The organism is Flavobacterium sp. DG1-102-2 (genome assembly GCF_033042555.1).
Lineage (GTDB): Bacteria > Bacteroidota > Bacteroidia > Flavobacteriales > Flavobacteriaceae > Flavobacterium.
Window position 1 is genome coordinate 182,738 of sequence record NZ_JAWLIK010000006.1, and the last position, 26,331, is coordinate 209,068.

21 protein-coding genes are annotated in these 26,331 nt (G+C 39.2%); 12 read left to right on the forward strand and 9 right to left on the reverse strand.

Annotated elements, in window-relative coordinates:
- The first annotated feature begins 45 nt into the window (after positions 1-45).
- Positions 46-1,899, forward strand: a complete 1,854-nt coding sequence (locus R1T16_RS10895; protein WP_317501135.1) for a tetratricopeptide repeat protein — start codon at positions 46-48, stop codon at positions 1,897-1,899.
- 281 nt (positions 1,900-2,180) lie between these two features.
- Here R1T16_RS10895 and R1T16_RS10900 read toward each other — a convergent pair whose 3' ends face one another.
- Positions 2,181-3,431: an ABC transporter permease gene (locus R1T16_RS10900; RefSeq protein ID WP_317501136.1), complete on the reverse strand. Its 1,251-nt coding sequence runs from the start codon at positions 3,429-3,431 to the stop codon at positions 2,181-2,183.
- Positions 3,432-3,589: 158 nt separating this feature from the next.
- Here R1T16_RS10900 and purH point away from each other — a divergent pair, with 158 nt between their 5' ends.
- The 6 genes from purH to rodA all read left to right on the forward strand — a co-directional run bounded on the left by purH (position 3,590) and on the right by rodA (position 10,687).
- The gene (purH, locus tag R1T16_RS10905; RefSeq protein WP_317501137.1) at positions 3,590-5,113 is read left to right on the forward strand and encodes a bifunctional phosphoribosylaminoimidazolecarboxamide formyltransferase/IMP cyclohydrolase; all 1,524 of its coding nucleotides are present in this window, start codon (positions 3,590-3,592) and stop codon (positions 5,111-5,113) included.
- A gap of 62 nt (positions 5,114-5,175) precedes the next feature.
- Positions 5,176-6,204: a rod shape-determining protein gene (locus R1T16_RS10910; RefSeq protein ID WP_057670143.1), complete on the forward strand. Its 1,029-nt coding sequence runs from the start codon at positions 5,176-5,178 to the stop codon at positions 6,202-6,204.
- Between the two features lie 13 nt (positions 6,205-6,217).
- Complete coding sequence (mreC, locus tag R1T16_RS10915; RefSeq protein WP_317501138.1) at positions 6,218-7,051, forward strand: rod shape-determining protein MreC; 834 nt, start codon at positions 6,218-6,220, stop codon at positions 7,049-7,051.
- Positions 7,041-7,547: a rod shape-determining protein MreD gene (locus R1T16_RS10920; RefSeq protein ID WP_317501139.1), complete on the forward strand. Its 507-nt coding sequence runs from the start codon at positions 7,041-7,043 to the stop codon at positions 7,545-7,547. The genes mreC and R1T16_RS10920 overlap by 11 nt, the downstream gene beginning before the upstream one ends.
- Entirely contained in the window at positions 7,544-9,418 is a 1,875-nt protein-coding gene (gene mrdA / locus R1T16_RS10925; protein WP_317501140.1) for a penicillin-binding protein 2, read from the forward strand. Before R1T16_RS10920 ends, mrdA begins: the two co-directional genes overlap by 4 nt.
- Before the next feature lie 12 nt (positions 9,419-9,430).
- On the forward strand, positions 9,431-10,687 hold the full coding sequence (gene rodA, locus R1T16_RS10930) for a rod shape-determining protein RodA (protein ID WP_317501141.1): 1,257 nt from the start codon (positions 9,431-9,433) through the stop codon (positions 10,685-10,687).
- 2 nt (positions 10,688-10,689) lie between these two features.
- Here rodA and R1T16_RS10935 read toward each other — a convergent pair whose 3' ends face one another.
- The 3 genes from R1T16_RS10935 to R1T16_RS10945 are packed head-to-tail and all read right to left on the reverse strand — an operon-like array spanning position 10,690 to position 14,489.
- Entirely contained in the window at positions 10,690-11,118 is a 429-nt protein-coding gene (locus R1T16_RS10935) for a DUF5958 family protein (protein WP_317501142.1), read from the reverse strand.
- 2 nt (positions 11,119-11,120) lie between these two features.
- A complete protein-coding gene (locus R1T16_RS10940) occupies positions 11,121-12,224 on the reverse strand; it encodes an ABC transporter permease (protein ID WP_317501143.1) in 1,104 nt (367 codons plus the stop codon).
- 6 nt (positions 12,225-12,230) lie between these two features.
- Positions 12,231-14,489: a carboxy terminal-processing peptidase gene (locus tag R1T16_RS10945; RefSeq protein ID WP_317501144.1), complete on the reverse strand. Its 2,259-nt coding sequence runs from the start codon at positions 14,487-14,489 to the stop codon at positions 12,231-12,233.
- A gap of 157 nt (positions 14,490-14,646) precedes the next feature.
- Between R1T16_RS10945 and surE the strand changes: the two genes are divergently transcribed.
- The 5 genes from surE (at position 14,647) to R1T16_RS10970 (ending at position 20,036) form a co-directional block, all read left to right on the forward strand.
- Positions 14,647-15,423, forward strand: coding sequence for a 5'/3'-nucleotidase SurE (gene surE / locus R1T16_RS10950; RefSeq protein ID WP_317501145.1), 777 nt, complete (start codon positions 14,647-14,649; stop codon positions 15,421-15,423).
- 3 nt (positions 15,424-15,426) lie between these two features.
- Entirely contained in the window at positions 15,427-15,975 is a 549-nt protein-coding gene (locus tag R1T16_RS10955) for a GNAT family N-acetyltransferase (RefSeq protein WP_317501146.1), read from the forward strand.
- 74 nt (positions 15,976-16,049) lie between these two features.
- Positions 16,050-17,162: a lipid-A-disaccharide synthase gene (lpxB, locus tag R1T16_RS10960; RefSeq protein ID WP_317501147.1), complete on the forward strand. Its 1,113-nt coding sequence runs from the start codon at positions 16,050-16,052 to the stop codon at positions 17,160-17,162.
- 74 nt (positions 17,163-17,236) lie between these two features.
- Entirely contained in the window at positions 17,237-17,980 is a 744-nt protein-coding gene (locus R1T16_RS10965; protein ID WP_317501148.1) for a C40 family peptidase, read from the forward strand.
- Between the two features lie 37 nt (positions 17,981-18,017).
- On the forward strand, positions 18,018-20,036 hold the full coding sequence (locus R1T16_RS10970; protein ID WP_317501149.1) for a ComEC/Rec2 family competence protein: 2,019 nt from the start codon (positions 18,018-18,020) through the stop codon (positions 20,034-20,036).
- Positions 20,037-20,043: 7 nt separating this feature from the next.
- On the opposite strand, the gene R1T16_RS10975 is transcribed toward R1T16_RS10970, so the two are convergent.
- The 5 genes from R1T16_RS10975 to R1T16_RS10995 all read right to left on the reverse strand — a co-directional run bounded on the left by R1T16_RS10975 (position 20,044) and on the right by R1T16_RS10995 (position 26,316).
- Positions 20,044-20,514, reverse strand: a complete 471-nt coding sequence (locus R1T16_RS10975; protein ID WP_317501150.1) for a thioredoxin family protein — start codon at positions 20,512-20,514, stop codon at positions 20,044-20,046.
- Between the two features lie 111 nt (positions 20,515-20,625).
- Positions 20,626-21,090 (reverse strand): thioredoxin family protein, encoded by a 465-nt coding sequence (locus R1T16_RS10980; RefSeq protein WP_317501151.1) that lies wholly within the window; start codon positions 21,088-21,090, stop codon positions 20,626-20,628.
- 45 nt (positions 21,091-21,135) lie between these two features.
- The gene (locus tag R1T16_RS10985) at positions 21,136-23,007 is read right to left on the reverse strand and encodes a peptide MFS transporter (RefSeq protein ID WP_317501152.1); all 1,872 of its coding nucleotides are present in this window, start codon (positions 23,005-23,007) and stop codon (positions 21,136-21,138) included.
- A 17-nt stretch (positions 23,008-23,024) separates the two neighbouring features.
- Positions 23,025-24,653 (reverse strand): peptide MFS transporter, encoded by a 1,629-nt coding sequence (locus R1T16_RS10990; protein WP_317501153.1) that lies wholly within the window; start codon positions 24,651-24,653, stop codon positions 23,025-23,027.
- Positions 24,640-26,316 (reverse strand): peptide MFS transporter, encoded by a 1,677-nt coding sequence (locus R1T16_RS10995; protein WP_317501154.1) that lies wholly within the window; start codon positions 26,314-26,316, stop codon positions 24,640-24,642. The genes R1T16_RS10990 and R1T16_RS10995 overlap by 14 nt, the downstream gene beginning before the upstream one ends.
- Positions 26,317-26,331 lie beyond the last annotated feature (15 nt).

The window sequence follows — 26,331 nt, forward strand, 5'->3', positions numbered from 1 at the left end:
AGCATTCCATCATGCCCCAGATACAAAAAGATGCTTTTTTAAACGATGAAACAAAAATTACTATGCGTAATATTTTTGTTTTTGCAGTTTACCTATGCACAATCCCCCGGCATGGATGTACTGGAAAAAGAACGCCTTATAAAGAACACATTAAATTCTAAGCCTGATAGTGCCAGGATTTATATAAAACAGTTGCTTAACTACAAAGGCAAGCTTCACGATACTGTGTATGCCGGAACTTACCTATACTACGGGACGTATTACAACCTTAAGAGTAAACCTGATTCTGCCTTATATTATTTTGAAAAAGCTGAAGGTTTTATTGATCTTGCAAAGAAACCAATGCTCTACGCACGCATGCTGCGAAACAAAGCTGTGGCCTTCAAGAAAAAAGCAGATCACGCCGAAGCCCTCAAATTATTAAATGAAGCCGAGAAAATATATGAGACAGCCAATGACCTTAAAGGTGTAGGTTTAATTTACGGTGAAATGGCATCTAACTACAACCTCATGGTTAAAAGTGACAAAGCCATCAGCTATCTCTTAAAGGCAATCGCACTGCTTGAGCAATCAAACGAAACCTTTGATATTATTACTGTAAAATTTTCACTGGCAAACACCTACTTAAATTCCGGAAACCTTGTTTTTGCAGCAGACCTTTATAAAGATGTCATTAAACAGTTTAAAGAAAAAGGACATCTAAAAGGCTATTCCACTGCCCTGTTGAATTACGGAGACTGCATGATTCGGCTTCACAAATATATAGACGCATATAACGCTATAAGCAAGGCAATACCTATTCTTAAAAATTTTAAGGACGGAGAGATTCTAGCCATTTCATATTCTAAACTTGGTAAGATAAAAATGGAAGAAGGGGATTTTTCTGCCTCAGAAGTATATTACGAGGATGCATTATCTAAGGCTTTAGAACTAAAATCATTCAAAACTATCTCTATAGCTTCAGAATACATCTTCATGCTGAACAGGCAAAAAAAATATGAAGAGTCGCTTCAAATTATAGCGCTCGTAGACAAAGATGAATTCTTTCAAAAAACCAACCTGACAGAAAGAATGCATTTTGAAACACAAAAGACAGTAACTTACAAAGTCAGTAACAAGAAAGACAAGGCATTGGCATCTGCCAAAAATTTACTTGCAATAAACGCCACACTAAAAAGATCCTCAAACGACACTATTACCCAACAACTGCAACAACAATATCAGAATACATATCAGTCTAAGAAAGGAAAAAGCCTTGAAAACAAAAACGCCAATCTTACCGGCGAATTAGAAAAAAGGCACATGATAAAGCTAATTCCTGTAATAGGTATAACAGTAACTTTCATACTAACCTTTATGGCATTTGTCCTAATCTGCTGGAAGAACAAACAGAAGTTAGAAAAAGCAAAAACCGGTAAAGACATGCTTATAAAAGAGTATGAAAATACCAGGAACATAAATAAAGAGAACATTAAAAATTTAGAATATAAAAGCAGGGAACTTGTTACCGGAATGATATCTCTCGCTACACTTGAAGGAAACATCAATAAGCTTGTAGCACAATGCGGCGAAAGCCCCGATAAAATGTGTATCAACGAAATAAAGGCACAGCTACAATCTTTAACAAGCGACGATGATTACTGGAAATTATTCAGGAAACGTTTTAACGAAGCATACTCTAACTTTCAGACAGATCTTAAAAAACAGTTTCCGGTACTTACCAAAAATGATCTTTATTTTTGTGCACTGCTTAAATTAAATCTCCCTTATAAGGACATGGCAATGCTAATGCAGGTCTCACCTGAAAGTATTGTGAAGAAAAAGTATAGGGTTAAAAAGAAAATGAAAATTGATACCGAACAGGAGCTTGAATCTATACTTTTAAATACTTCAAAATAGGTTTCCCAATTTTTTGACACATTTTGAAATGGACGCATAACCGTCTAAAAACCCGTTAAAAACAAGAGTTGTCCGTATTTTGTCTATAGTGAAATTTATTGTTTAGGAGAAAAAGCGGTTAGATTTGTATTCGAAATTCAACACGTAGTGTTTTTATTTTGGTGTACTGCTTTTTACAATCATGCTGAACCATGAAAGACATTAACGCAGTATTTGGATGTTTTTATTATTTAAAATGCGGTACGTTGACAGTGGGGGCTTAGACGTATCGCATTTTTGCTTTACATCCCGCTTCGTATTGCCTCAACCGGATCTAACTTAGATGCAGATATTGCCGGAAGTATACCAGAAAGCAAACCAATGAATGCCGCAAGCCCGGTTCCTATAACAATGTTAGAAAAGCCCAGGATAAATTCGAACTCAATTGCATTAGTTAATACGGTTGCAATACCCCAAACCATAAGCATTCCCACAATACCACCTATTAAAGATAGTATCACAGCTTCAAACAAAAACTGGAACAGTATAAATCTGTTTTTTGCACCAAGAGCTTTTTGTATACCGATAAGGTTTGTACGCTCTTTAACAGAAACAAACATGATATTAGCAATACCAAAACCTCCAACAAGAAGTGAGAAACAGCTGATAATCCAGCCGATAACATTCATTTGTCCTATTATATTATCAATAAGATCTGTAAAGCCCGAAAGTATATCAATAATGAAGTTATCAATCTGCCCTGCTTTTATGCCCCTGTAATTGCGTAGTTTTTGAGTGATTTCTGCCTTTACCGCTTCACCGTCTTCACCGGGATTGGGCTTTATGATGATGATGGGTGTCATAAAAGAATTATTATCTCCATACATATGTCGTATAAAGTTTACCGGTATAATAATAGCTGTATCATTATTTTCGCCAAACATGCCCTGCCCCTGCTTTTCAAGTACCCCTATAACAGTAAATTTCTGGCCATACATCCTGACCTTCTTTTCAAGCGGATTATCGTTACCAAAAAGTGTCTGTGCAATTTCATAGCCAATCACTGCAACCGCCGTGCCCGAATTAGATTCTGACTCGTTATAAAAACGTCCGTGCTCAATTTTAAGGCTTTGGATATCTGTAAATTCATAGGAAACGGGAACAACATTTACATTGCTGGCCGATTTGTCTTCATACCTTGCAGTTTCACTTTTAGTAAATATCTGGAAAGCCATCGCTTGTACTGTAGGCGTATTATCCTTAAGGTATTGGTACTCATCATATGCCACGTCGGGAAATTGCTCTCTTTTCCATCGTGGTATATCGCTTGGCCCAAAAGAGAATCGTTTAAGATACATCGTGTTCTTATCCACGCTGCTCATGTCTTTCTTTATTTTTCTGTCCAGGGAATCTACGGCAGCCAGTACAGCTATTATGGAAAAAATACCAATAGTAACACCTAGCAGCGACAAAAACGTACGCAGTTTGTTGTTAGTTAGGGCATTCAGGGCAAAAGAAAGACTTTCTCTAAGTAAACGCAGGTATAAAAGCATGATTGATTTTGATTGACTTCTGTAAAATTCCACATTTTTTTTAAATGATAACAGCCTGATCGAAATAAATTTTCATTTTCTGCAAAATTTAGTGTTCACAGCTTTTGAATGTTAACTGTACAATAACTACTTTTGCAACTTTATTTATACACACAAAAATGAGCATCAAAAAAATTTCATCGGCACTAATTTCGGTATTTGACAAAGAAGGTCTTGAACCTATAGTAAAAAAACTGCACGAGCAGGGCGTAACGTTCTATTCTACAGGCGGTACAGAAGCGTTCATTAAAGACCTGGGCATACCGGTAGTACCTGTTGAAGATGTAACCTCATACCCATCTATCCTTGGCGGAAGGGTTAAGACACTTCACCCAAAAGTTTTTGGAGGAATTCTTAACCGTCAGGATAACGAAAGCGATGTGCAGCAGATGCAGGAGTTCAACATTCCGCAAATTGATGTTGTCATCGTAGACCTTTACCCATTTGAAAAAACTGTAGCTTCGGGTGCTTCTGAAGCTGACATCATAGAAAAAATTGATATAGGCGGTATTTCACTTATCCGTGCTGCCGCAAAAAACTTTAAAGATACGGTAATCGTTGCTTCGGTAAACGAATATGCAGCATTCCTTGACGTTATTACTAACAACAATGGTGGCACTACACTTGCAGAGCGTAAGTTTTTTGCAACTAAAGCTTTCCATACTTCGTCGCACTATGACACGGCTATCTTCAACTATTTTAATGAAGATGAAACGTTCTACAAAGAGAGTGTTAGCAATGGACAGGTGCTTCGCTACGGAGAAAACCCGCACCAAAAAGGTTATTTCTTTGGCGACTTTGACAAGATGTTTACTAAACTTCACGGTAAAGAGCTATCGTACAACAACCTTCTTGATGTAGATGCTGCTGTAAACCTTATCAACGAATTTAAAAACGACGGACCTACGTTTGCAATCCTTAAGCATAACAACGCCTGCGGACTTGCCACAAGAAGCACTGTAAAAGAAGCTTACCTTGATGCACTTGCCGCAGACCCAACGTCTGCTTTTGGAGGTGTACTTATCTCTAACGCAAAAATTGACAAAGCTGCTGCCGATGAAATCAACAGCCTTTTCTGTGAAGTAGTTATTGCTCCGGGATTTGATGATGACGCTGCTGCTGTGCTTCAGGAAAAGAAAAACAGAATTTTATTGATCCAGAACGACGTTGAACTTCCTGCTAAACAGGTTCGTACATGCCTTAACGGACTTCTTGTTCAGGATAAAGACAATATAACCGACAATAAAGAGCACTTAACTACCGTTACTGTAACATCACCTACTACTCAGGAAGTTGAAGATTTGCTTTTTGCTTCTAAAATTTGCAAGCATACAAAATCAAACACAATTGTATTTGCAAAAAACAAACAGCTGTACGCATCAGGAACAGGACAGACTTCCCGCGTTGATGCCCTAAGGCAGGCTATAGAAAAAGCAGTATCATTTAGCTTCGACCTAAACGGCGCGGTTATGGCCAGCGACGCATTTTTCCCTTTCCCGGATTGCGTAGAACTTGCTAAAAACGCCGGAATCACTGCGGTTATACAACCCGGAGGTTCAATAAAAGACGAACTTAGTATCAACTACTGCAACGAAAACAACGTTGCAATGGTATTTACGGGAACCCGTCATTTCAAACATTAATTTCATTACTTTTGTAAGCTTTAAATATTTTTTTTACCAAAACCTTAATACACTAAACCAGTATGGGATTTTTTGATTTCATGACCGAGGACATTGCCATCGACCTTGGTACCGCAAATACCCTAATCATACACAACGACAAAGTCGTTATAGACAGCCCGTCCATAGTGGCGCGCGACCGCATTTCCGGCAAGATAATCGCCGTAGGTAAGGAAGCAAACATGATGCAGGGTAAGACACATGAAAACATAAAGACCATACGTCCGCTTAAAGATGGTGTTATTGCTGACTTTGACGCGTCTGAAAAGATGCTTACCATGTTCATCAAAAGCATCCCTGCCCTTAAAAAGAAACTTTTTACTCCTGCCCTTCGTCTTGTTATCTGTATCCCATCAGGTATTACAGAGGTTGAGATGCGTGCGGTAAAAGAATCTGCTGAAAGGGTAAATGGTAAAGAGGTATACCTTATTCATGAGCCAATGGCAGCGGCAATAGGTATTGGTGTAGACATCATGCAGCCTAAAGGTAACATGATCGTAGATATAGGCGGTGGTACTACCGAGATTGCAGTTATTGCCCTAGGCGGTATCGTATGCGACAAATCGGTTAAAATTGCAGGAGACGTTTTTACAAACGACATCGTATACTACATGCGTACCCAGCACAACCTTTTTGTGGGTGAAAGCACTGCCGAAAAAATTAAGATTACAATTGGGGCAGCCATAGAAGACCTTGAAACTCCTCCTGAAGATATGTCGGTACAGGGACGTGACCTTTTAACAGGCAAACCTAAGCAGGTAGACGTTTCATACCGCGAGATCGCTAAAGCGCTTGACAAATCGATACAGCGTATTGAAGATGCTGTTATGGAAACCTTATCACAGACACCTCCTGAGCTTGCAGCCGATATCTACAACACGGGTATATACCTTGCAGGCGGTGGATCTATGTTAAGAGGCCTTGACAAACGTATCTCACAAAAAACAGATCTTCCAGTATATATTGCAGAAGATCCGCTTAGAGCCGTTGTAAGAGGAACAGGCATGGCGCTAAAAAACATACAAAAATTCAGAAGCATACTTATCAAATAAAGACAGCTAATCGATGCAGCAAATATTTAATTTTATATTTAAAAACAGTATTTTAATACTGTTTTTGCTGCTTTTGGGCATTTCATTAACGCTTACCATACAGTCGCATTCCTATCACAGGAGCCAAGCTGTAACGTCGGCGAACGCCATATCCGGCTATGTATATCAGCAGGTGAACAATGTAAATGAATACCTGAGCCTTAAGGAACAGAATGAGGCACTGGCCGGCGAAAACGCACGCCTAAAAAAACTGCTTTTCAACACTCAGGACACTGCAAATAGGCCTCCTGTAGATTTACCTGATGCAATAGGTAATTTTGCCGTTATACAATCTAAGGTCATTCGTAACTCTTACGGTGTTCACGAAAACTATTTTACTATAAACAGCGGACGCAACCAGGGGCTTAAGCCTGATATGGGCGTTGTAACCAGTCTTGGCGTTGCGGGTATCATAGAAAACACATCGGGCAACTATGCAACCGTAATCAGTATCCTGAACCTTAAATTCAGGCTGGATGCCAAAATTAAGAAGAACAACCACTTTGGCACACTTACGTGGAATGGCAAGAACACAGGTTTTGCCCAGCTAATCGATGTACCAAGGCTTGCCACGGTAAATAAAGGCGATACTATAGTTACAGGTGCAGAGTCAAGAATCTTCCCTGAGAATATCCCTATCGGCACCATCGAAAAAGTATACGTTGATAAAAAAACAAATTATTACACACTTGACATAAGGCTGTTTAACGACATGACTAGCCTGGGCCATGTATACATAATTGAAAATAAAGACCGCGACGAAATAATAAAACTGGAAGACGAAACAACAAAGACTAATGAGCAGTAGTGTTATCTTAAACATATTCAGGTTTATAATCCTGCTGTTACTTCAGGTCGTTGTTTTCAGCAGGCTGGATCTTTTCGGGTTCCTTAATCCATATCCCTACATATTATTTATACTGTTGTATCCGGTAAACGGAAATAAGGCTGGATTACTGCTTTCATCTTTTTTATTAGGGATTACACTTGATATGTTTCTTAATTCCGGAGGGTCGCACGCAGTCGCCTGCGTGGTGCTTGCCTACCTCCGCCCTACTTTCTTTAAATTCTCATTTGGTATCAGTTACGAATACCAGACTGTAAAAATAAACGACAGGCTGTCGCCCGAAAGATTTTCATTTATACTGATTTCAGTTGTAACCCACCATTTAATTTTATACCTTTTGGAGGTATTCAGGTTCAGCCTTATCCTCGACGTTTTATTGAGGACATTGCTAACAACGCTATTTACACTTATAATCTGTATAATAATAATCTACTTAATTAAGCCTGGCAAACAATGAGAAAGATCTTACTGCCAATTATTATCATTGCCGCAACCCTTATTATTGTGGCAAGGCTTTTTTACCTACAGATACTTGATGATTCTTACATCAAAAAATCTGACAACAATGCCATCAAGATAAAATACGATTATCCTGAAAGGGGTTATATATATGACCGTAACGGAAAACTTATGGTCGCTAACCAGCCCTCTTACGACATTATGGTTACTCCGGAAGAGACGGGAGGCGTAGACACTCTGGAAGTCTGCTCCCTTTTAGGCATCAGTAAAGAATACTTCATAGAAAGGCTTAAAAAAGCGCGCGTTTACAGTCCAAGGCTTCCTTCAGTTTTTTTACCTCAGTTAAACAAAAGAGAATTTGCTGCTTTCCAGGAAAAGATACGCCGATTTAAAGGCTTTGATATCGTTAAGCGTTCGCTTCGCGACTATCAGACGGTTGCCGGGGCTAACGTTTTTGGTTACATACAGCAGGTAAATGACCCTATTATAAAAAAGAATCCTTATTATAAAAGTGGCGACCTTATAGGGAAACAAGGTGTTGAAGAGGTATATGAAGAAATACTACGCGGCACAAAAGGTGTTAAGTATATCCAGAAAGACCGCTTCAATAGGGAAATAGGTTCATTTAAGGACGGAATATATGATACCATAGCGGTACAGGGAGAAGACATTACGCTTTCTATAGATATGGCGCTGCAGGAATATGGCGAAAAGCTTATGTTTGAAAAACGCGGCGGTATTGTCGCTATCGAACCTTCTACAGGCGAAATACTTGCGTTGGTAACTGCTCCAAACTATAACCCGGCAATGTTAGTAGGCCGCGAACGCAGCAAAAATTACACCCTGATGGCCAGGGACACTATAGCTATGCCCCTGTTTGACCGCGGGCTTCTTGCAGAATACCCTCCGGGATCGCCATTTAAGATACTTACAGGACTTGTTGGCCTTCAGGAAGAGGTAATAGACGTGAACACTACTTTCATGTGCCACCACGGATTTTCTTATGGACGTGGCGCGTTTATGAAATGCCATGGCTTTGGGCCGCACCAGCTTAATAATGGCATCTATAATTCCTGCAATACATATTTTGCTAACGTTTATAAACTGACGATTGACAAATATCCTAAACCGCAGTATGGCTTAGATGCCTGGAGTTCGCATATAAAGAGTTTTGGCCTTGGCGATTTTATGGGTTACGACCTGCCACAGGGAAGACCGGGAAGGGTACCTAACGCAAAATATTACAAACGATATTATCCTAACGGAGGATGGCGAAGCTCGACTATCATCTCCAATTCTATCGGCCAGGGAGAGGTTAATATGACGCCGATACAGTTAGCTAATATGATGGCTGCTGTTGCTAATCAGGGATGGTATTATACACCCCATGTAATCAAAAAAATCGAGGGACATACCATTGACAAAAAATTTACGACCAAACATTATACAACGATAGACAAGCAGCATTTTAAACCCGTAATCGACGGATTATTTGATGTATATAATTATGGTACGGCAAGCCGTCTTAAAGTTGAAGGCATAGAGATATGTGGTAAGACCGGTACTGCCGAAAACTTTGCAAAAATAAATGGCGTAAGGACACAACTTACCGACCACTCTATATTTGTCGCATTTGCACCTAGGGAAAATCCTAAAATCGCAATTGCAGTATTCGTGGAAAACGGCTATTGGGGCGCACGATGGGCAGGCCCTATTACCAGCCTTATGATAGAAAAATATCTTAAAGGCGAAATTTCGCAATCGCAGAAAGCACGTGAAGAATGGATAATGACCCACGGACTTAAAGCAGAATATGAAAAAGTTACAAGCGGCCAGCCGTTTAAGATTAACCAGAACTATATGCCATAACGGGCAATCCCAATGAAAAACCAGAGCGTAACAAACAATATTGACTGGATTACCATACTGATATATACTTTATTGGTAATCGCAGGATGGATGACAATCTATTCGGCTTCGCTGCCGAAGGAAACGACATCCATATTTGATATTGGCCAGATTTATGGTAAACAGATCATGTTTATCGTGTTGAGCGTTCCGCTTATCATTGTGCTGCTAACTTTAGATGCAAAGATTTACGATAAGTATGCCTTTATCTTTTATGGCCTGGGGATAGTGCTGCTCGCAGGGCTTTTTGTTGCCGGTAAAACCATTAAGGGACAAACCAACTGGTATTCTTTCGGGGGCTTCAGTTTACAGCCCTCTGAGTTTGCCAAGATAGGCACAGCACTTGTACTCTCTAAGTTTTTGAGCGACGTGCAGATAAACTTAAAAAACGTAAATCATCAACTTATAGCTTTCGGCATAATATGTTTCCCAGTATTTCTTATCATGATGCAGCCTGATGCTGGAAGTGCCATGATATTTGCATCATTATTTCTGGTTCTTTACCGTGAAGGCTTACCAGGATGGTACTTAGCTACCGGTGCAATCGCAATTGTACTTTTCCTTTTGGCATTACTCGTGAAACCTTTATTTATCGTAATACTCGCCTTGATTTTTATACTGGCACAATTTTTTGTAACCCGAAGAGCACACAGAAACCCTATACTGTCTTCACTTATATTTATTGCAGTGGCAGGTTTTGTGTATTCTGTAGATTTTGTGTACGAAAACGTACTGGAGGATCACCAGAAAGACCGTATCAATGTCCTATTTGACAAAGACGTAAACCAACAGGCAGAAGGCTATAACCTAAACCAAAGTATGATTGCTATCGGTTCGGGAGGATGGCTTGGAAAAGGATATCTTGAAGGCACGCAGACTAAAGGAGGATTTGTACCTGAGCAGCACACGGATTATATCTTTACTACAGTAGGCGAAGAATGGGGCTTTATAGGCGGCTTAGTCGTTATAGGCTTATTTGTAACCTTATTGCTACGGATTATATATCTGGCAGAGCGCCAAAAATCAAAATTCAGCCGGACGTATGGCTACTGCGTAGCATCCATTTTGTTTATGCACTTCTTTGTAAATATCACGATGCTTATAAAGCTATTCCCTACCATTGGTGTACCGCTTCCGTTTTTCTCGTACGGAGGATCAAGTTTATGGGCTTTTACCATATTGCTGTTCATTTTTATTAAAATGGATGCAAATAAGGTTAATGAGTGGTAGTATTATGAGTGTTGGTTTATAATTACCCGGACATTTTCATCATCCGACAAATCGGAATACCACCATTTATCTCCATCAGCCTTTTCAATTTCCAATCTTCTTTGATAAGCAATCCTAAATAAGTTTAAAAATAATATTAAAGACTTATCTAATTCATTTTCGGGAAGTTCAACAATATTCATCAGGTTATGATATTTTACTCCCTTCTTCAATAATACACAGGGAGTAAAAGTAGGCCTTAATTTACTGTTCAAAATTACGGTAGGAATATCTGATTCTAAAGATTTTGACTGACCAATTAAAAACAACAGATATTTCAAATAATTACGCTTTTCATCAAGGTTGAAATAATTAAACTTTAGCTGAAATGACCTAACGTCGACAAGATTTTGCCCATATTGATTAAATAATATTTCATCATTAATTGTCATATCTATTCACTCTTCACATCCAATGCATCCCTTAACGCATTACCCACTATCATAAAGGCAAGTACCAATAATAACATCGCAATACCGGGTGCCATTGCAAGATATGGTTTACCAAGGATTATATAATTATAATGGTCTTTGATCATTCCACCCCAGCTTGGGATAGGCGGTTGTGCCCCGAGGCCAAGAAAACTAAGTCCGCTTTCTACAAGTATAGCCGAAGCAAAGTTGGCTGCCGATATAACAATAACCGGGGCCATACTGTTAGGCAGTATATGGTTGAAGATGATTCTGGAATTCCTGTATCCTAATGCACGGGCAGCAGTTACGAACTGCATCTGTTTAATACTCATTACCTGCCCCCTAACGACTCTTGCCACCTCAACCCACATAGTCAGGCCCACTGCGACAAAAACCTGCCAAAAGCCTTTACCTAGCGCAAGTGTTATGGCTATGACCAACAGCAGCGTGGGTATCGACCAGATAATATTTACCAGCCACATTACAAAAGCATCTACCTTACCACCATAGTAACCTGCAATGGCACCAAAGAATATCCCCACAACTAATGATATAAAGACGGCGACAAAACCTATGGCAATCGAAACCCTTGAGCCTACTATCAGTCGGCTTAAAAGGTCACGCCCCTGGCTGTCGGTTCCTAAAATAAATTGCTGCTGTGAGATGTTGTTTTCTTTTACCGATTGCGCCGTTGCACCTTTCCCAAACACAGAGAGAGGAATTGTCCTGGCCATGGCAAGAGAAGGCTCATCGGTGTATTCGTAATATGTAAGACTGTCTTTGCCAACGCTATATTTAAGTACGGGTATTTTTTCAGGGCCTGAAGCTTTACCAACAAAATAATCTGAAAGTTTGCATTCTTCCACTGACGGAAAAGTAAGCATGTTCACTGTAAATCCTGGCGGTTTAGAATGTATGGCGAGATCGCCCCAGTTAGCACTCTGGGTCTTATCTGGTGCGAGCAAATAGGCAAACACAGCCACTAATACTAAAAATACAATGAATACTAAACTTAAAACGCCCCAAAAATTCTTTCTGAATTTTTGGAGCGCTAAGCCTGTAAGCGAATGATTGGTTTTATCCATCAGGGCTTATCTCGTTTTAACCATTTTATCTTTTTTAACTGTAACAGCATTTCCTTTTGCCGTCTTATTTTGCATATCACCAAGCACATTGATTGCCTCCTCTACATATATATCTTTAGAAAGGCTTTCAAACCATCTCTCTTTCTTTTCTGCAAGGGCAGGATCTTTTGCAAGAAGTGCTTTTTCATATGGAAGCCCTTCAAAAACAAGGCTGTTTTTATAATCGTTAAGCGCTTTGAATTTTTTAGCTTCAACTTCGCTCTCGACAACTTTAGCTTTAAACTTGTCAATGTTCAGGCTGTAGGTATTCTCATCTTTCTTAGCAAAAACCCATTTAGCATTTTCATCCATCAGCTTAAATTGCTCGTTGCCTGCCATTCTTTTTTTGCTGGCTGCAATTGCATCGCTAAAGTTATTTTTGATCGGCTTGTATTGCGCCGGGTCAATTTTATCCCAAGGCATTGCGTTATCAGAATCGCGCTCGCCCATTTCTATGTATGAATACCTGTCCGGCATCACGATATCACTCGATACACCTTCTCTTTGTGTAGAGCCTCCGTTTATCCTGTAAAACTTCTGTGTAGTTGTTTTAAGCGCACCAAGATCACCAAGAGCATTGTTTCTTACAAACTGATTAAGGTCAATTAGGTTTTGAACAGTACCTTTACCATAGCTTTGTTTACTACCCATAATGATACCCCTGTTGTAATCCTGGATTGCCGCTGCAAATATTTCTGAAGCCGAAGCAGAGAAATTATTGATAAGCACCACAAGCGGGCCATCATACAATACAGAAGAATCAGTATCAGACAGCACTTCTTTTTGTTTACCCGCAGATTTTACCTGAACAACAGGCCCCTGCTGTACAAACAATCCAGTCATGTCTACAACAGTTTTAAGAGAACCTCCACCATTGTCCCTAAGGTCCATGATGATACCATCTACATGCTGCTCTTTAAGTCGTTTAACCTCGATAGCAACGTCTTTTGCAGCGTCACGATTATCTTTATTTTCAAAGTCAATATAGAATTTAGGCAGGTTGATAACACCATAGATCTTACCATCTTTCTTAACGATGCTTGATTTAGCATATGTCTCTTCTATCTCTACAACTTCCCTAACTATAGAGATAACTTTAAGCGAACCGTCAACTTTTTTAACGGTAAGCCTAACCTCTGTACCTTTAGGGCCTTTGATTTTCTTCACGGTGTCGTCAAGGCGAAGGCCTGCAATATCTACAGGATCTCCTTTACCCTGTGCTACTTTCATGATAAGGTCACCCTGCTCAAGTTCTTTACCTCTCCATGCAGGTCCGCCAGGTATAAGTTCAGATATCTCAACATAATCACCCTTTTTCTGAAGCCTTGCTCCGATACCTTCAAGAGAACCTCTCATGCTTGTATCAAATTTCTCTTTATCATCAGGCGCAAAATAGAAAGTGTGCGGATCAAAACGCTCTGCGATAGAATTTAAGTAAACACTAAACCATTCTTCACGTTTCAGGTCATCAATCACACCAAAGTAATCATCGAGTGATTTTAAGGTAGATTCGCGCGCTTCTTTTTCCAGCTCAGCAAACGTTTTCTTTTTGCCGTCGTCTGCTTTTTTATCAGAAACCTTTGCTGCATCTTTTGTGCTATCTTTTTTATCTGCCGGAGTATCCTGTAGTTTTTGCTTGTCTGTAACTGTAGAAAGCACAGAAAGCTTAAGCTGTTTTTCCCAACGGGCTCTCAGCTCATCATCATTTTTAGGATAAGGCATTTTTTCATAATCTGTATTGAACTCTTCATTTTTAGAAAAGTCAAACGGTTTAGATAAAATATCTTTATAGAAGCCTTCAGACTCTTTTATCCTCTGCTTAAGCCTGTTATAGGTAAGATCAAAGAAGCTAAGGTCTTTATTAAGGATCATGTCATCAATTTTGTCTTCGTATTTAGAAAACTCGTCAATGTCTGATTGTACAAAAAATCGTTTTGACGGATCTATAGATTCAAGATAGCTTTTGTAAACTCCTTTAGAGAAAGCGTCATCTATCTTAGCCGGATCATAATGCCCTTTTTCTATAACAAACGTGATCAGTTCCAGCAGCAGCTTATCCTTATCAGGATCTGCATCAACCTTATCAATACCAAGAATAGAATTGATCGAGTTGTTTAAACCTAATTCAGATGAGACAGTCTTAAAGCTGGCCAGGAATATTGCCAGCAAGGCAACGATCCCTAATATCTTATAATTTCTTTTCATATAGTTTAAAATGGCATTCATTTAAATAGTCGTATAGCTTTTTATATTAAAAAGTGTGCCAAAGTACATCATCTTAAAAAATTTCCTTCGCGCAGTCCCATAATAACGGCATCACCTTAAAAATTGCGTATTTTAGCAAACGTAAAAGTACAATACTTATTTTGATTTTTCTACTCAAATGAAGAAAAAACCTCTAATTCTGGTCACTAACGACGACGGTATTACCGCACCCGGCATAAGGGCATTGATAAGCGTAATGAAACAGCTGGGCGACGTTGTCGTTGTTGCTCCCGACAGTCCGCAATCCGCCACAGGACATGCCATTACCATAAACAATACATTATCTATAAACAAAATTGACATCGACCCTGATGTAGAAATGGAATACAGCTGCAGCGGCACTCCCGTAGACTGTGTTAAATTTGCCGTAAGCGAAATATTAAAGCGCAAGCCTGACCTTTGTGTATCGGGCATCAATCACGGCTCCAACTCATCAATCAACGTAATATATTCAGGAACCATGAGTGCCGCTGTAGAAGCAGGCATAGAAGGCATACCCGCCATTGGTTTCTCATTGCTTGATTACAACTGGGACGCCGACTTCGAGCAGGTAAAATCTTCGGTTAAAAAAATAACCGAAGAGGTTTTAGAAAACGGACTTCCGGAAGGCGTAATATTAAATGTAAATTTTCCAAAACTAAAGGAAAAAGAAATTAGGGGGATCAAAATATGCAGGCAGGCTAAAGCCATGTGGCAGGAACGTTTTGATAAACGCCAAACCCCTATGGGCAAAGATTACTACTGGCTTACCGGCAAATTTGTTAACCTTGACAAAGGCGAAGATACGGATGAATGGGCTCTGGAAAATGGATACATTTCTGTCGTACCAGTACAGTTTGACCTTACAGCACATCATGCAATGCAGACACTCAACAGCTGGAAACTTAACGATTAGCAAATGGAGATCAATATTCAGCCAACGCTTAAGAATGAAGGCGTAATCCTTTATCCTCTGGAAGAAAACGACTTTGAAGCGTTATATGATGTCGCTTCAGATCCTAAAATATGGGAACAGCACCCTAACAAGGATCGCTGGAAGAAAGAGGTTTTTCAAACTTTTTTTGATGGGGCATTACAAAGTAAAAGTGCTTTTAAAATTGCAGAGAATATAACCGGCAACCCTATTGGAAGCACACGCTACTACGATTACAACGAAACGGATAACAGCATATTTATTGGCTACACCTTTTATGGTACATCCTGTTGGGGCAACGGCATAAATAAATCGGTTAAAGCATTGATGCTCGATTATATCTTTCAGTTTGTTTCAAAAGTAAACTTTCACATAGGTTCCAATAATACCCGTTCTCAGATTGCCATCGGCCGTATTGGTGCACAGAAAATTGCAGAAGAAGAAGTAGCCTATTTCGGAGAAGAAACGAAACTGAATTTTGTTTATGAGATAATTAAAGAGAATTGGGAACGTAACAATAAATTAAAATCATAACTCTAACGCTCCTATAGGAGCGTTTTTTTGTCTTTATAAATAATAGTACTTTTGGCATACAAATAAACAGGCACATGAAATACTACATTATTGCAGGAGAAGCTTCGGGCGACCTGCATGGCGCAAACCTGATGAAAGAACTTTTTAAGCAGGACCCTCAGGCAGATATCCGTTTTTGGGGTGGTGACCTTATGCAGCAAACCGGCGGTACGCTGGTTAAGCATTACCGTGACCTGGCTTTTATGGGCTTTGCCGAAGTAGTACAAAACCTGAAAACCATACTTAATAATATAAAATTTTGTAAGCAGGATATCGCTGCATTTCAGCCTGATGTACTGATATTTATAGATTACCCCGGCTTTAACATGCGAATTGCAGAATGGGCAAAAAAAGAAAACTATAAGACCCATTACTATATTTCGCCGCAAATATGGGCATGGAAAGAAAGCCGTATCAAAGCCATCAAGCGCGATGTAGACCATATGTACATAATCCTTCCTTTTGAAAAGGAGTTCTACGAAAAGAAGCACGGCTTTGCCGTTGAATTTGTAGGCCACCCGCTTATTGATGCCATACATAACCGCAAACAAACAAGCGAAGATGAATTCAGAAACGAACACAACCTTGACCACAGGCCTGTCATAGCGCTTTTGCCGGGAAGCCGTAAACAGGAGATATCTAAAATGTTGAGCGGAATGCTATCTGTAGTCAATGATTTCCCACATTATCAATTTGTAATTGCAGGAGCTCCGTCGCAGGAATATTCTTTTTACCAGCAGTTTTTAGGAAGCAGCAATGTGAAATTTATCTCAAACAGAACATATGATCTTTTGAGCATCGCACATGCGGCATTGGTAACATCGGGTACAGCAACGCTCGAAACAGCATTATTTAAGGTTCCTGAAGTAGTTTGCTATAAAGGAAACTGGATATCGTACCAGATAGCAAAACGTATTATTACACTTAAATATATCTCGCTTGTAAACCTTATTTTAGATAAAGAAATTGTTAAGGAATTAATTCAAAGTGATTTTAACACAAAAAACATAAGGGCTGAATTACAAAAAATTTTAACACCATCACATCGCGAAAACCTCCTGAAACAGTACGATTTACTGGAAGAAAAACTTGGCGGCGATGGTGCCAGCAGAAAAACAGCAGAGCTCATTATCAAACATTTAACATAACTTCACAAAATTCTATTAAAATAAATTGTCTATATTTGTAAAAACACATAGTTGAATTTGATAAAAGATAAGATTTGAAAAACCTACTGTCCATAACCCTGTTTTTGCTTTTGATCGTTTCTGGAAACGCATCAGCGCAAATAATCACCACTAAAAAAGAAGCCCAAAAAAAAGGAGTTTACTCATACTCAGAGAAACAAAAAGCTCCTGCAATTGATAAAAAAGCTGTGACGAAGGAAGTTGCTTCATTAGACAAAGATATCGTTGCTTACGAACCGGTTAAAAAAGAAGTGATGAAGGGCGGACCTAACAAATCTGACGCTCCTGCTGTAAAAGCTAATCCTGTAAAAAAATCTAAAACTGTTGTACTTAACGACAGTACAGATCCTGAATATTCAATCTCTTCTGATTCTGATGCAAGCTATATAGCACAACAGGCTGCAAATAATGCTATCTCCGAATTTAAAGGTGTGCGTTACCGCGGTGGCGGAACTACCAAAGCCGGAATGGACTGCTCAGGAATGGTATATGCTACCTTTAAATTATTTGACATCACTTTACCAAGGAGTTCTCACGAAATGGTAAAGGCGACTAAAGAAGTTAAACTTACAGAGGTTAAAAAAGGCGACCTTTTATTCTTTAAAAACAACCGCCACAAGAGTTCTATAAACCACGTAGGCCTTGTAACAGACGTTACAGAAGAAGGAGAAGTTCTATTCATTCACTCGTCTACAAGCTCTGGTGTTATTATCTCTTCTATGAACGAAGCTTACCATGCAAGGACATTTTTCCAGGCAGGAAGGTACATAGCAGAATAAGACATTTTATGAGGCACATTTCAATATCGTAGCCTGTATGAAGGTATTGAAATACCCAATAGCTATAATTACATTATTTTTTGCCATCGGGATACTCATAGGATATTACGCTGGCATTTCTCCTTTTATTTCGGGAATAACGACAACTATTGCTTTAGCTTCTTTAGCTATAAACTACTGGCAATCTAAAAAGGTATTACTTCCCAAGCCTTATACTGATATTTGTATTATAGTTACCGCTATATGTATCGGCATGCTTACGCAGTCGTTGCACAAGGCAGATAACAGCAGGCTACATTATTCTAATTTCATAAATGATAATTCCGTACTCACAGGAGTAATTACGGAAAGGCTCAAACCAAATGATTATAACGAGCGATATTATTTTGAAGTAACAGCTATCAATCAACAATCTGTAAACGGACGGGTTTTATTAATTCAGCCTAAAGACTCTCTGTCTATTATACATTACGCGGGCGAGCGTTTTGTAATTGCTGCTACTCCCCTACCTATAGCTAAACCACTCAATCCATCGCAGTTTGACTATGCTGCCTATATGCAAAAACAGGATGTTTTTCATCAGTTAAAGCTTAGGAACAACTTTATCAGAGTAGGGACAGACCATAGTTTTGATTACTATATTGGAAGATTAAGGGAAAAGCTAATAAACAGTTTTGCCCTGCATCATTTTAGTCTTCCTGTACAAAACACAATCAACGCACTTCTTTTAGGCCAGCGCCAGGATATGGATACCGAAACCAATAATGCATACCGCGATGCAGGAGTATTGCACATACTTGCCATTTCCGGACTGCATTTTGCTGTGCTTTTTTATGTGCTGACGTATCTTTTTAAGCCGTTAAACCGTTTTAAGAAAAAAGGTAAGTTAACTCGCTTACTACTCATATTATCTATGCTTTGGGGATTTGCTTTCATTACCGGATTATCAGCCTCAGTTGTACGATCGGTAGTAATGTTTAGTTTTATAAGCATTGGCCAGCAACTTAACCGCAATACATCGGTTTATAATTCACTTGCAGTATCCATGCTTGTACTTTTAATAGCAGAACCCAATTTCCTTTTTGATGCAGGGTTTCAGCTAAGCTACCTTGCTGTATTTTTTATCGTATGGCTGCAACCATTTTACAAAAACCTCAAGGCATCAAAATACGCGGCTATAAATTATTTTAGCGACACTATGCTGGTTTCACTCGCAGCCCAGTTGGGCGTATTACCTTTAAGCCTATATTATTTTAACCGTTTTCCACTGCTGTTTCTTGCAGCCAATCTTATCGTCATACCGCTATCAAACGTGATACTTTTATTAGGGTTATTTGTTTTGATGCTTAACTTTATCTGGATCGATGCTGCGTTATTTTTTGGCAAGGCATTAGGCTTTTTGGTAAACACAATGAACGGCTTCATAAAATGGGTTGCATCCTTCGAAAGCCTTGTAATTAAAGACATTTCGTTTACCCTGCTCCTTACAATTGTTTTATATATCGTAGTTACATCTTTTGCGTTTTGGCTTTATAACAAGAACTTTAAAAGAACTTTAGTCCTACTGACATCAATAATCGTTTTTCAGGGCATATATGCTGTCACATCCTGGCACGAAGGAAAAAGTGAGGAAATGATCGTATTCAATAATTACAGGAGTACCATTCTCACTTCAAAAGACAAGAAGTCAATTACTGTAATGAGCACTGATAGCCTGGCTGACAAAAGCCTACTTATAATGTCATACGCAAAGGCAGGCTTTACAGAAATCATCAAAACAGTTCCGCTTAAGAATGTACTCTTACATAGTGGCAAAAAAATTATAGTTATCGACAAAGACTGCGTTTACTCAGATAAAAGCAGACCTGACATAATAATCCTTACCCAATCAGCCAAAATAAACTTAGAGCGCCTTATAAGCGATGTACAGCCAAAACAAATCGTAGCGGACGGCACCAATTACAAAGGCAGCCTGCAAAGTTGGAACGCGACCTGCCAAAAATTAAAAATCCCTTTTCATGCTACAGCCGAAAAGGGATTCTATGCTATTCAATAAAATATATCTAGGTTTTATTTACCATAATCTTATTAGCTCCATCTAACCATGCAGATGGACCACCAGCAACATAACCGGTGCTTCCCCTTGGGGAAAACTGAGTTTTACCATCATTTGTTTTAACAACATCGGTAATCCATACCGTAGGATAGCCCCTTACTTTAAAGAAGTTATTTAATTGTGCATTCTGTACTTTTAGTTCTTCAGATTGCTGTGTCCTCCTCGGAAAATCCAGTTCCACAAGCACTACATTATCTTTTGCCCATTTTGTAAATTCAGGGGTCTTAAAAACTTCCTTTTGAAGCTTTATACACCAGCCACACCAGTCACTACCTGTAAAAAACAGGAACAATGGCTTGTGCGTTTTGTTAGAGACCGTAATAGCTTTGTTAAGGTCCGTATGCCATTCGGCGGTATCCTGAGCCTGCATTCCCCACCCGCTAAAGGCAAGAAGCAGTACTATAAAAATCTTTTTCATTTTTAAATATTATAACACGACTAATTTATGAAAAGAAACAATATCATCATATCAAAAAAATCCCTTTCCGTCAAAAAGACAAAAAGGGACTATAGGATGTAATCTAAAAGATTATTTTGTTTTAAGAGCTTCTAAAAGCTGTGGAGGAGTATGATTCCCCACTATAGTACCTTTAACCTTACTGGTTTTAGCATCAAATATCACCATTGAAGGATAACCTTCTAAATTAAGACTTGCTGCAAACTGGTGCATGGCATTTCTTCCTTTACGACTAGCATCATATTGCGGATTAGCGTATTTTTTACCAAGGTAATTTACTTCAGAATTTCCTTCGGCATTAAATTTAACCGCATAATAATTATCGCTGATATATTTTACAACTTCAGCATCATGGAAGGTAACCTTGTCAAGAATTTTACAAGGACCGCACCAGTCTGTATACACATCCATAAAGATAGGCTTGGCTTTTTTCTTTTGGGCAACAAGGGCTTCATCCATAGTCATCCATTTTATTTCCTGAGCCTGCACCGTGACTGCTCCTAACGTAAGAAACAATGCTAAAAGTATTTTTTTCATATCTATTTAAAATTTACAGTTGATCTTTCAAAAACAGTGCCGAAATTACCGTACACCGTGCATTAGTTTTTTTATGAATCTATCGGAGAGTATAGCTACAATCCCTACAACAATTGCAACAATTGTAATTATAAAAAAGAACACTCCAATACCTTTCTCTTCGGCAATGGATGCAGAATTTTCTCCTATTATACCTGCCACCTTGTTACCGATAGCAATTGCCAGGTACCAAACACCAAACATAAATGCGATCATCCTGCCGGGAACAAGCTTACTCACATAAGACAGCCCTACCGGAGAAATACACAATTCGCCCATAGTATGAAATAAATATACAAACACAAGCCAAAACATACTTACTGAAGCTGTTTTAGCTCCTGGAGCAATGTCCATACCTCCGTAAGCAAGAAAGCCCATGCCAAGTCCTAACAATATTAGTCCAATACCAAATTTTGCGGTGGCCGGCGGATTATATTTACTTTCCCACCACTTAGAGAATAAAGGGGCAAGCGTGATGATGAACAAAGAGTTAAGTACGTTAAACCAAGAAGCAGGAATTTCGGTAAGCGGTGTTGTAACTTCATCTATCATCAATGACTCCCTAAAACCATCTGACAGGCTAAGGTAACCGGCAGAATAAAAATCTTTAATAAGCATCCATACCGTAATAGCCCAGATAATTACAAAGCTTATACTAAGCAATATATTAGCGAGTGCATACTTTTTAAATGTTTGTTTAAACAATAGAAACAGTACCCACGTGATAATTGCAAGAGGGCCTACTGAAATTAGGGTATTAATTATAAGAAATGTTAAGCTTGCACCGCCAGTCAGGACACGGTTTGTGTAATCGCGTGCAAAAATGGTAAGCGATCCCGGAGCCTGCTCAAAAATCGCAAAGAAGGTAAATGTGCAGCTTGCAAAGAAAGTCACTGCAATAAGTTTTTGACGTGTCACTGTCGAGTATTGCGTAAGTCTGAAAACCAACAAAAAGAAAAACAGTATCAGAGCTACAAGAATCGCAATATTAGAAAGGTTGTATTCTCCAAACTGAAAAAAGTTTATTGATCCACCGGATATCTTAGATACAGGATCATTGATTACCCATACCAGGCCAAGAAGTATACTTACAGCAATTACTCCCAGCTGCCATCCTGTAAACGGAACTCTTTTATCGTCATCTACAGGTTTTTGAAGATCCTCCTGAGCAGCAATATTTGTATTAATTTCCATTGCATCAGAATTTGCCAATGCAAGATTATCAGCCATTTTTGGCTTTAAGCCAATAGTCCCGAAGATATTTTGTGAAAAGTAGAATTGAAGAAGGCCAAAAAGCATGAAGATACCGGCAAGCCCAAAACCTATACTCCACCCTACTTTTTCACCAAGGTATCCGCAAAGCAGTATACCAAAGAATGCACCGGCATTAACCCCCATATAGAAGATCGTATATGCACCATCTTTCTTCTCGGGTGTATCTTTATACATTTCAGAGATTATGGATGTCATGTTTGGTTTAAAGAAACCGGTACCAAAAATAAGCAATCCTAACCCAAGATAAATGAAGAAAGGCGTTTCCACAGCCATACTGGCGTGACCAAGTGTCATTAAAAAAGCACCTACAATAACCGCCCATCTGTAACCGATAAGCTTATCGGCAAAGTAACCGCCAAGCATTGTAGAAAGGTATACTAAAGCCGTATAAGAACCAAAAAGCGCCATAGCATTTTCCCTTGACCAGCCCCAGCCAGGATGGTCTCCCATCATAGCAGCGGTTAAAAACATTACTAGTAGCGATCTCATACCGTAGTACGAAAAGCGTTCCCACATTTCGGTAAAGAATAAAACGAACAGCCCGGCAGGGTGCCCTAAAACATTAGATTTAAAGAAATCCTGGTTTGCAGTTTGTGTAGGCATCAATTATTTTTTAAACATTATTTTACTTCCTGCATCAGTTTACGCACAAGAGGTGATATCACAATTAAAACTATACCTGCTATCAAAGCATATATAGCCAGCTGGTAGTAACCGTCTGTAAAAGTAGCCAGTTTTTGAGGGAGGCTGTCATTTTCTCCTCCTTCAGAGAGGCCGGCTCCCAGTATACCCGCAGCATACTGGCCATAAGCACTGGCAAGGAACCACATACCCATCATAACTCCCTGCAGTTTTTGAGGCGACAATTTTGTCATGATAGAAAGTCCTATCGGCGACAGGCATAGCTCGCCTAAAGTAATTACAAAATAGGCTAACACAAATACGTCAAGCCCAACGATACCTGATCCTGCCACAACCTCAAAGAAACGTGTTGCGTAAAGACCATAAAATCCGGCGGCAAGAAAAAGAAATCCAAGCCCAAACTTTACCACAGTATTAGGTTCTATCTTTTTGGCAGCCATAAGTACCCAGATCAACCCGGCTATAGGCGCAAATATAATTACGAAGACAGAGTTCGCTGCGTTATTCACGCCATTAGGATCAAGCGTCCATAATCCCAGGAATTCGCTATTAAGATTCTTCGCAGCAAATATGCTCAATGATCCTCCACTCTGTTCAAAAAACGCCCAGAATATTATAGAGAATAATATGAATACTAACGCGGCGATAAGCTTTTTACTCTCTGCCCATGTGTGTTTTGTCATTTCGTAGCCTAGGTACACAAGCGTAGCAGGGCCTATTATATACATAAAATAGTCTGTATATTCTGTTTTAGCCACCATTGTCATTATAACAGGGATAAGTAACAACGTAAGTGCATAAACAGCATATTCATACCTAGACTTACCTGTTTTTACTTCTACAGCGACATGGGCAGCGTCCGGAGTAAGGGTTTCGAAACCTTCAGCGTGTGGAATTTTAGCCGTACCCGTACGCATTGGCGGCAAGCCGATAGGTCCCAGTGTCTTTTGTGTAAATATAAATGTAACAAGGCTAATAGCCATAACGATACCTGCAAGTCCAAAAGCCACATTCCATGTATATTCTGCAGGAATAAAACTTGTAAACAATTGCCCTTTACCAATAGCGATACATGCATACCCGCCAAGCAAAGCACCGATGTTTATGCCCGAATAAAATAGTGAAAATCCGGCATCCCTCCTGCTGTCTCCATTTTTATACAGCGAACCTACCATCGTAGAGATATTTGGTTTAAAGAAACCTGTCCCTATTACCGTAAAACTTATTCCCAGGAAAAAATTGCTTTCAGGAAAAGGGTCGAAGGCAAGGATTGCGCTGCCTACTATCATAAGCATGCCACCCCAGAAGAGCGATTTTCTGAAGCCAAGAATCTTATCTGCAAAAAGTCCTCCTATAAAGGTAAAGGCATATACAAAAGCCTGGGTTGCCCCATACTGAAGATTTGCCTGAACCTCGCCCATATGGCTTCCGTCTTTTAATATAAGATGGGTAATCATGAAATAGGTAAGTACTCCACGCATTCCATAAAAGCAAAAACGCTCCCACATCTCAGAAAAGAACAAGTACCACAATTGCTTTGGGTACTTGCCTTTAAAATTTTGTATCTGTTCCAGCTCCAACTGTGCTGCAGTATTATTTAACGCCATGCATCATTTTTTTAAGAACAGGTGTAAGTAAAAACAGTATTACAGATGCGATACCACACAATACTACAAATACCATGAAAAATTCAAAAAGGTTATGGATCTCAAATCCTGCAAATGATGGATAGCTTACAGGGATCTGGTTATCTGCTAATACTTTTAATTGCTCCGCCGTAGGCGTCAGAGTTTTATCAAGTACGCCCTGTAGGTCTATACCAAGATTTTTAGCTTTCTCATATTTATCTCCTGTTGCGGGAAGTATAGATCCAAGCGTACCTGCCAATGCATAACCAGATGCATTAGAAAGGAAGAATACTCCATACAGTAGAGATGCAAATCTTTTTGGCGATAATTTACCTACCAATGACAACCCGATTGGCGACAGGCAAAGCTCAGCACAAGTCTGGATAAGGTATAATAATATAAGCCATTTGATTGCAAGAAGTCCGTTGTTACCAAGGTCTTTCACATTATAAGCAATTATAAAATAACTTACAGCTATTAGAAGAAGACCTATAGACTGTTTTACAGGAGAGATAGGCTCTTTGCCTTTAGCCCTTAATTTATCCCAAAGGATACTGAAAGGAACTGCAAATGCAACAACAAAAAGGCCGTTAAAGATTTGCACCATAGATGGAGGCATATTCCAGCCAAAAAAGTTCCTGTCGGTCTGATTGTCTGCTATAAAAGTAAGCGAAGATCCTGCCTGCTCAAATGCAGCCCAAAAGAATATTACGAAGAATGAAACAATATAAATAACTAATATCCTGTCTCTTTCAATTTTAGTCAGCGAAGTATCCGAAAGGATTAAACCTGCCAGTGTAAGGCCGCTCCCGTAGATAAGTGAATAAATGATATTTTGACCTACTACATAGTAAAAGAAAGAACCCAGAGCAAAAAATGCAACAAGTGCAATCAGTAATGATTTGGTAGAAAAGTTTGCAGTCTGTGCTTCTCCCTCTTCAAAATCTGAACTGTCATTTTTAGACGGAAGCCCACCGATTGGCCTTCCTGCCGGATTAACAACATATTTATCTTTAAGGAAGAAGAAAACTAACGTACCTAAAAGCATCGCGATTGAAGCTGCAAGGAAACCCCATTTAAATGCGTGAATGTCCCTTATTCCACCGGCATCTTTAACATCGCCTAGTAATGGGCAAAGCAGCTGGCCAAGGAAAGCACCAAGGTTTATACCCATATAAAAAATAGTGAAGGCAGTATCAAGCTTGCTTTTTTCTTCTTTAGGATAAAGGCTTCCTACCATACTTGAGATATTCGGTTTAAAGAAACCGTTACCAAATATAATAATACCCAATGCAGACCACATTAATATCTTGGCAAGCTCAAGGTTATCTGAAAATATGCTGGCACTTGAAAACAACAATAGCTGACCAATTGCCATTAATGTACCTCCAAGTATAATACAATTACGGTTACCCAAAAACCTGTCGGCTATAAAACCACCAAGCATTGGAGTTAGATAACATAACCCCAAAAAACCACCATAAATTATAGAAGCATCCTCTTCTTTTAGCAATAATGAATTAACAATGAAAAGCGTAAGCAGCGCGCGCATTCCGTAGAAATTGAAACGCTCCCACATTTCAGTACCAAACAGTACCCAAAGGCCTTTAGGATGTCCCTTTTTTGCAGTAATTTCACTCATAATATCCGTATTTGT

Coding starts and splice junctions, on each gene's coding strand:
- R1T16_RS10995 (WP_317501154.1), bottom strand. CDS start 26,316: ATGAGTGAAATTACTGCAAAAAAGGGACATCCTAAAGGCCTTTGGGTA.
- R1T16_RS10910 (WP_057670143.1), top strand. CDS start 5,176: ATGGGATTTTTTGATTTCATGACCGAGGACATTGCCATCGACCTTGGT.
- R1T16_RS10970 (WP_317501149.1), top strand. CDS start 18,018: ATGAAGGTATTGAAATACCCAATAGCTATAATTACATTATTTTTTGCC.
- rodA (WP_317501141.1), top strand. CDS start 9,431: ATGAAAAACCAGAGCGTAACAAACAATATTGACTGGATTACCATACTG.
- R1T16_RS10940 (WP_317501143.1), bottom strand. CDS start 12,224: ATGGATAAAACCAATCATTCGCTTACAGGCTTAGCGCTCCAAAAATTC.
- R1T16_RS10990 (WP_317501153.1), bottom strand. CDS start 24,653: ATGGCGTTAAATAATACTGCAGCACAGTTGGAGCTGGAACAGATACAA.
- R1T16_RS10900 (WP_317501136.1), bottom strand. CDS start 3,431: ATGCTTTTATACCTGCGTTTACTTAGAGAAAGTCTTTCTTTTGCCCTG.
- R1T16_RS10935 (WP_317501142.1), bottom strand. CDS start 11,118: ATGACAATTAATGATGAAATATTATTTAATCAATATGGGCAAAATCTT.
- R1T16_RS10945 (WP_317501144.1), bottom strand. CDS start 14,489: ATGAATGCCATTTTAAACTATATGAAAAGAAATTATAAGATATTAGGG.
- R1T16_RS10975 (WP_317501150.1), bottom strand. CDS start 20,514: ATGAAAAAGATTTTTATAGTACTGCTTCTTGCCTTTAGCGGGTGGGGA.
- R1T16_RS10955 (WP_317501146.1), top strand. CDS start 15,427: ATGGAGATCAATATTCAGCCAACGCTTAAGAATGAAGGCGTAATCCTT.
- surE (WP_317501145.1), top strand. CDS start 14,647: ATGAAGAAAAAACCTCTAATTCTGGTCACTAACGACGACGGTATTACC.
- R1T16_RS10985 (WP_317501152.1), bottom strand. CDS start 23,007: ATGCCTACACAAACTGCAAACCAGGATTTCTTTAAATCTAATGTTTTA.
- mreC (WP_317501138.1), top strand. CDS start 6,218: ATGCAGCAAATATTTAATTTTATATTTAAAAACAGTATTTTAATACTG.
- R1T16_RS10980 (WP_317501151.1), bottom strand. CDS start 21,090: ATGAAAAAAATACTTTTAGCATTGTTTCTTACGTTAGGAGCAGTCACG.
- lpxB (WP_317501147.1), top strand. CDS start 16,050: ATGAAATACTACATTATTGCAGGAGAAGCTTCGGGCGACCTGCATGGC.
- purH (WP_317501137.1), top strand. CDS start 3,590: ATGAGCATCAAAAAAATTTCATCGGCACTAATTTCGGTATTTGACAAA.
- R1T16_RS10920 (WP_317501139.1), top strand. CDS start 7,041: ATGAGCAGTAGTGTTATCTTAAACATATTCAGGTTTATAATCCTGCTG.
- mrdA (WP_317501140.1), top strand. CDS start 7,544: ATGAGAAAGATCTTACTGCCAATTATTATCATTGCCGCAACCCTTATT.
- R1T16_RS10895 (WP_317501135.1), top strand. CDS start 46: ATGAAACAAAAATTACTATGCGTAATATTTTTGTTTTTGCAGTTTACC.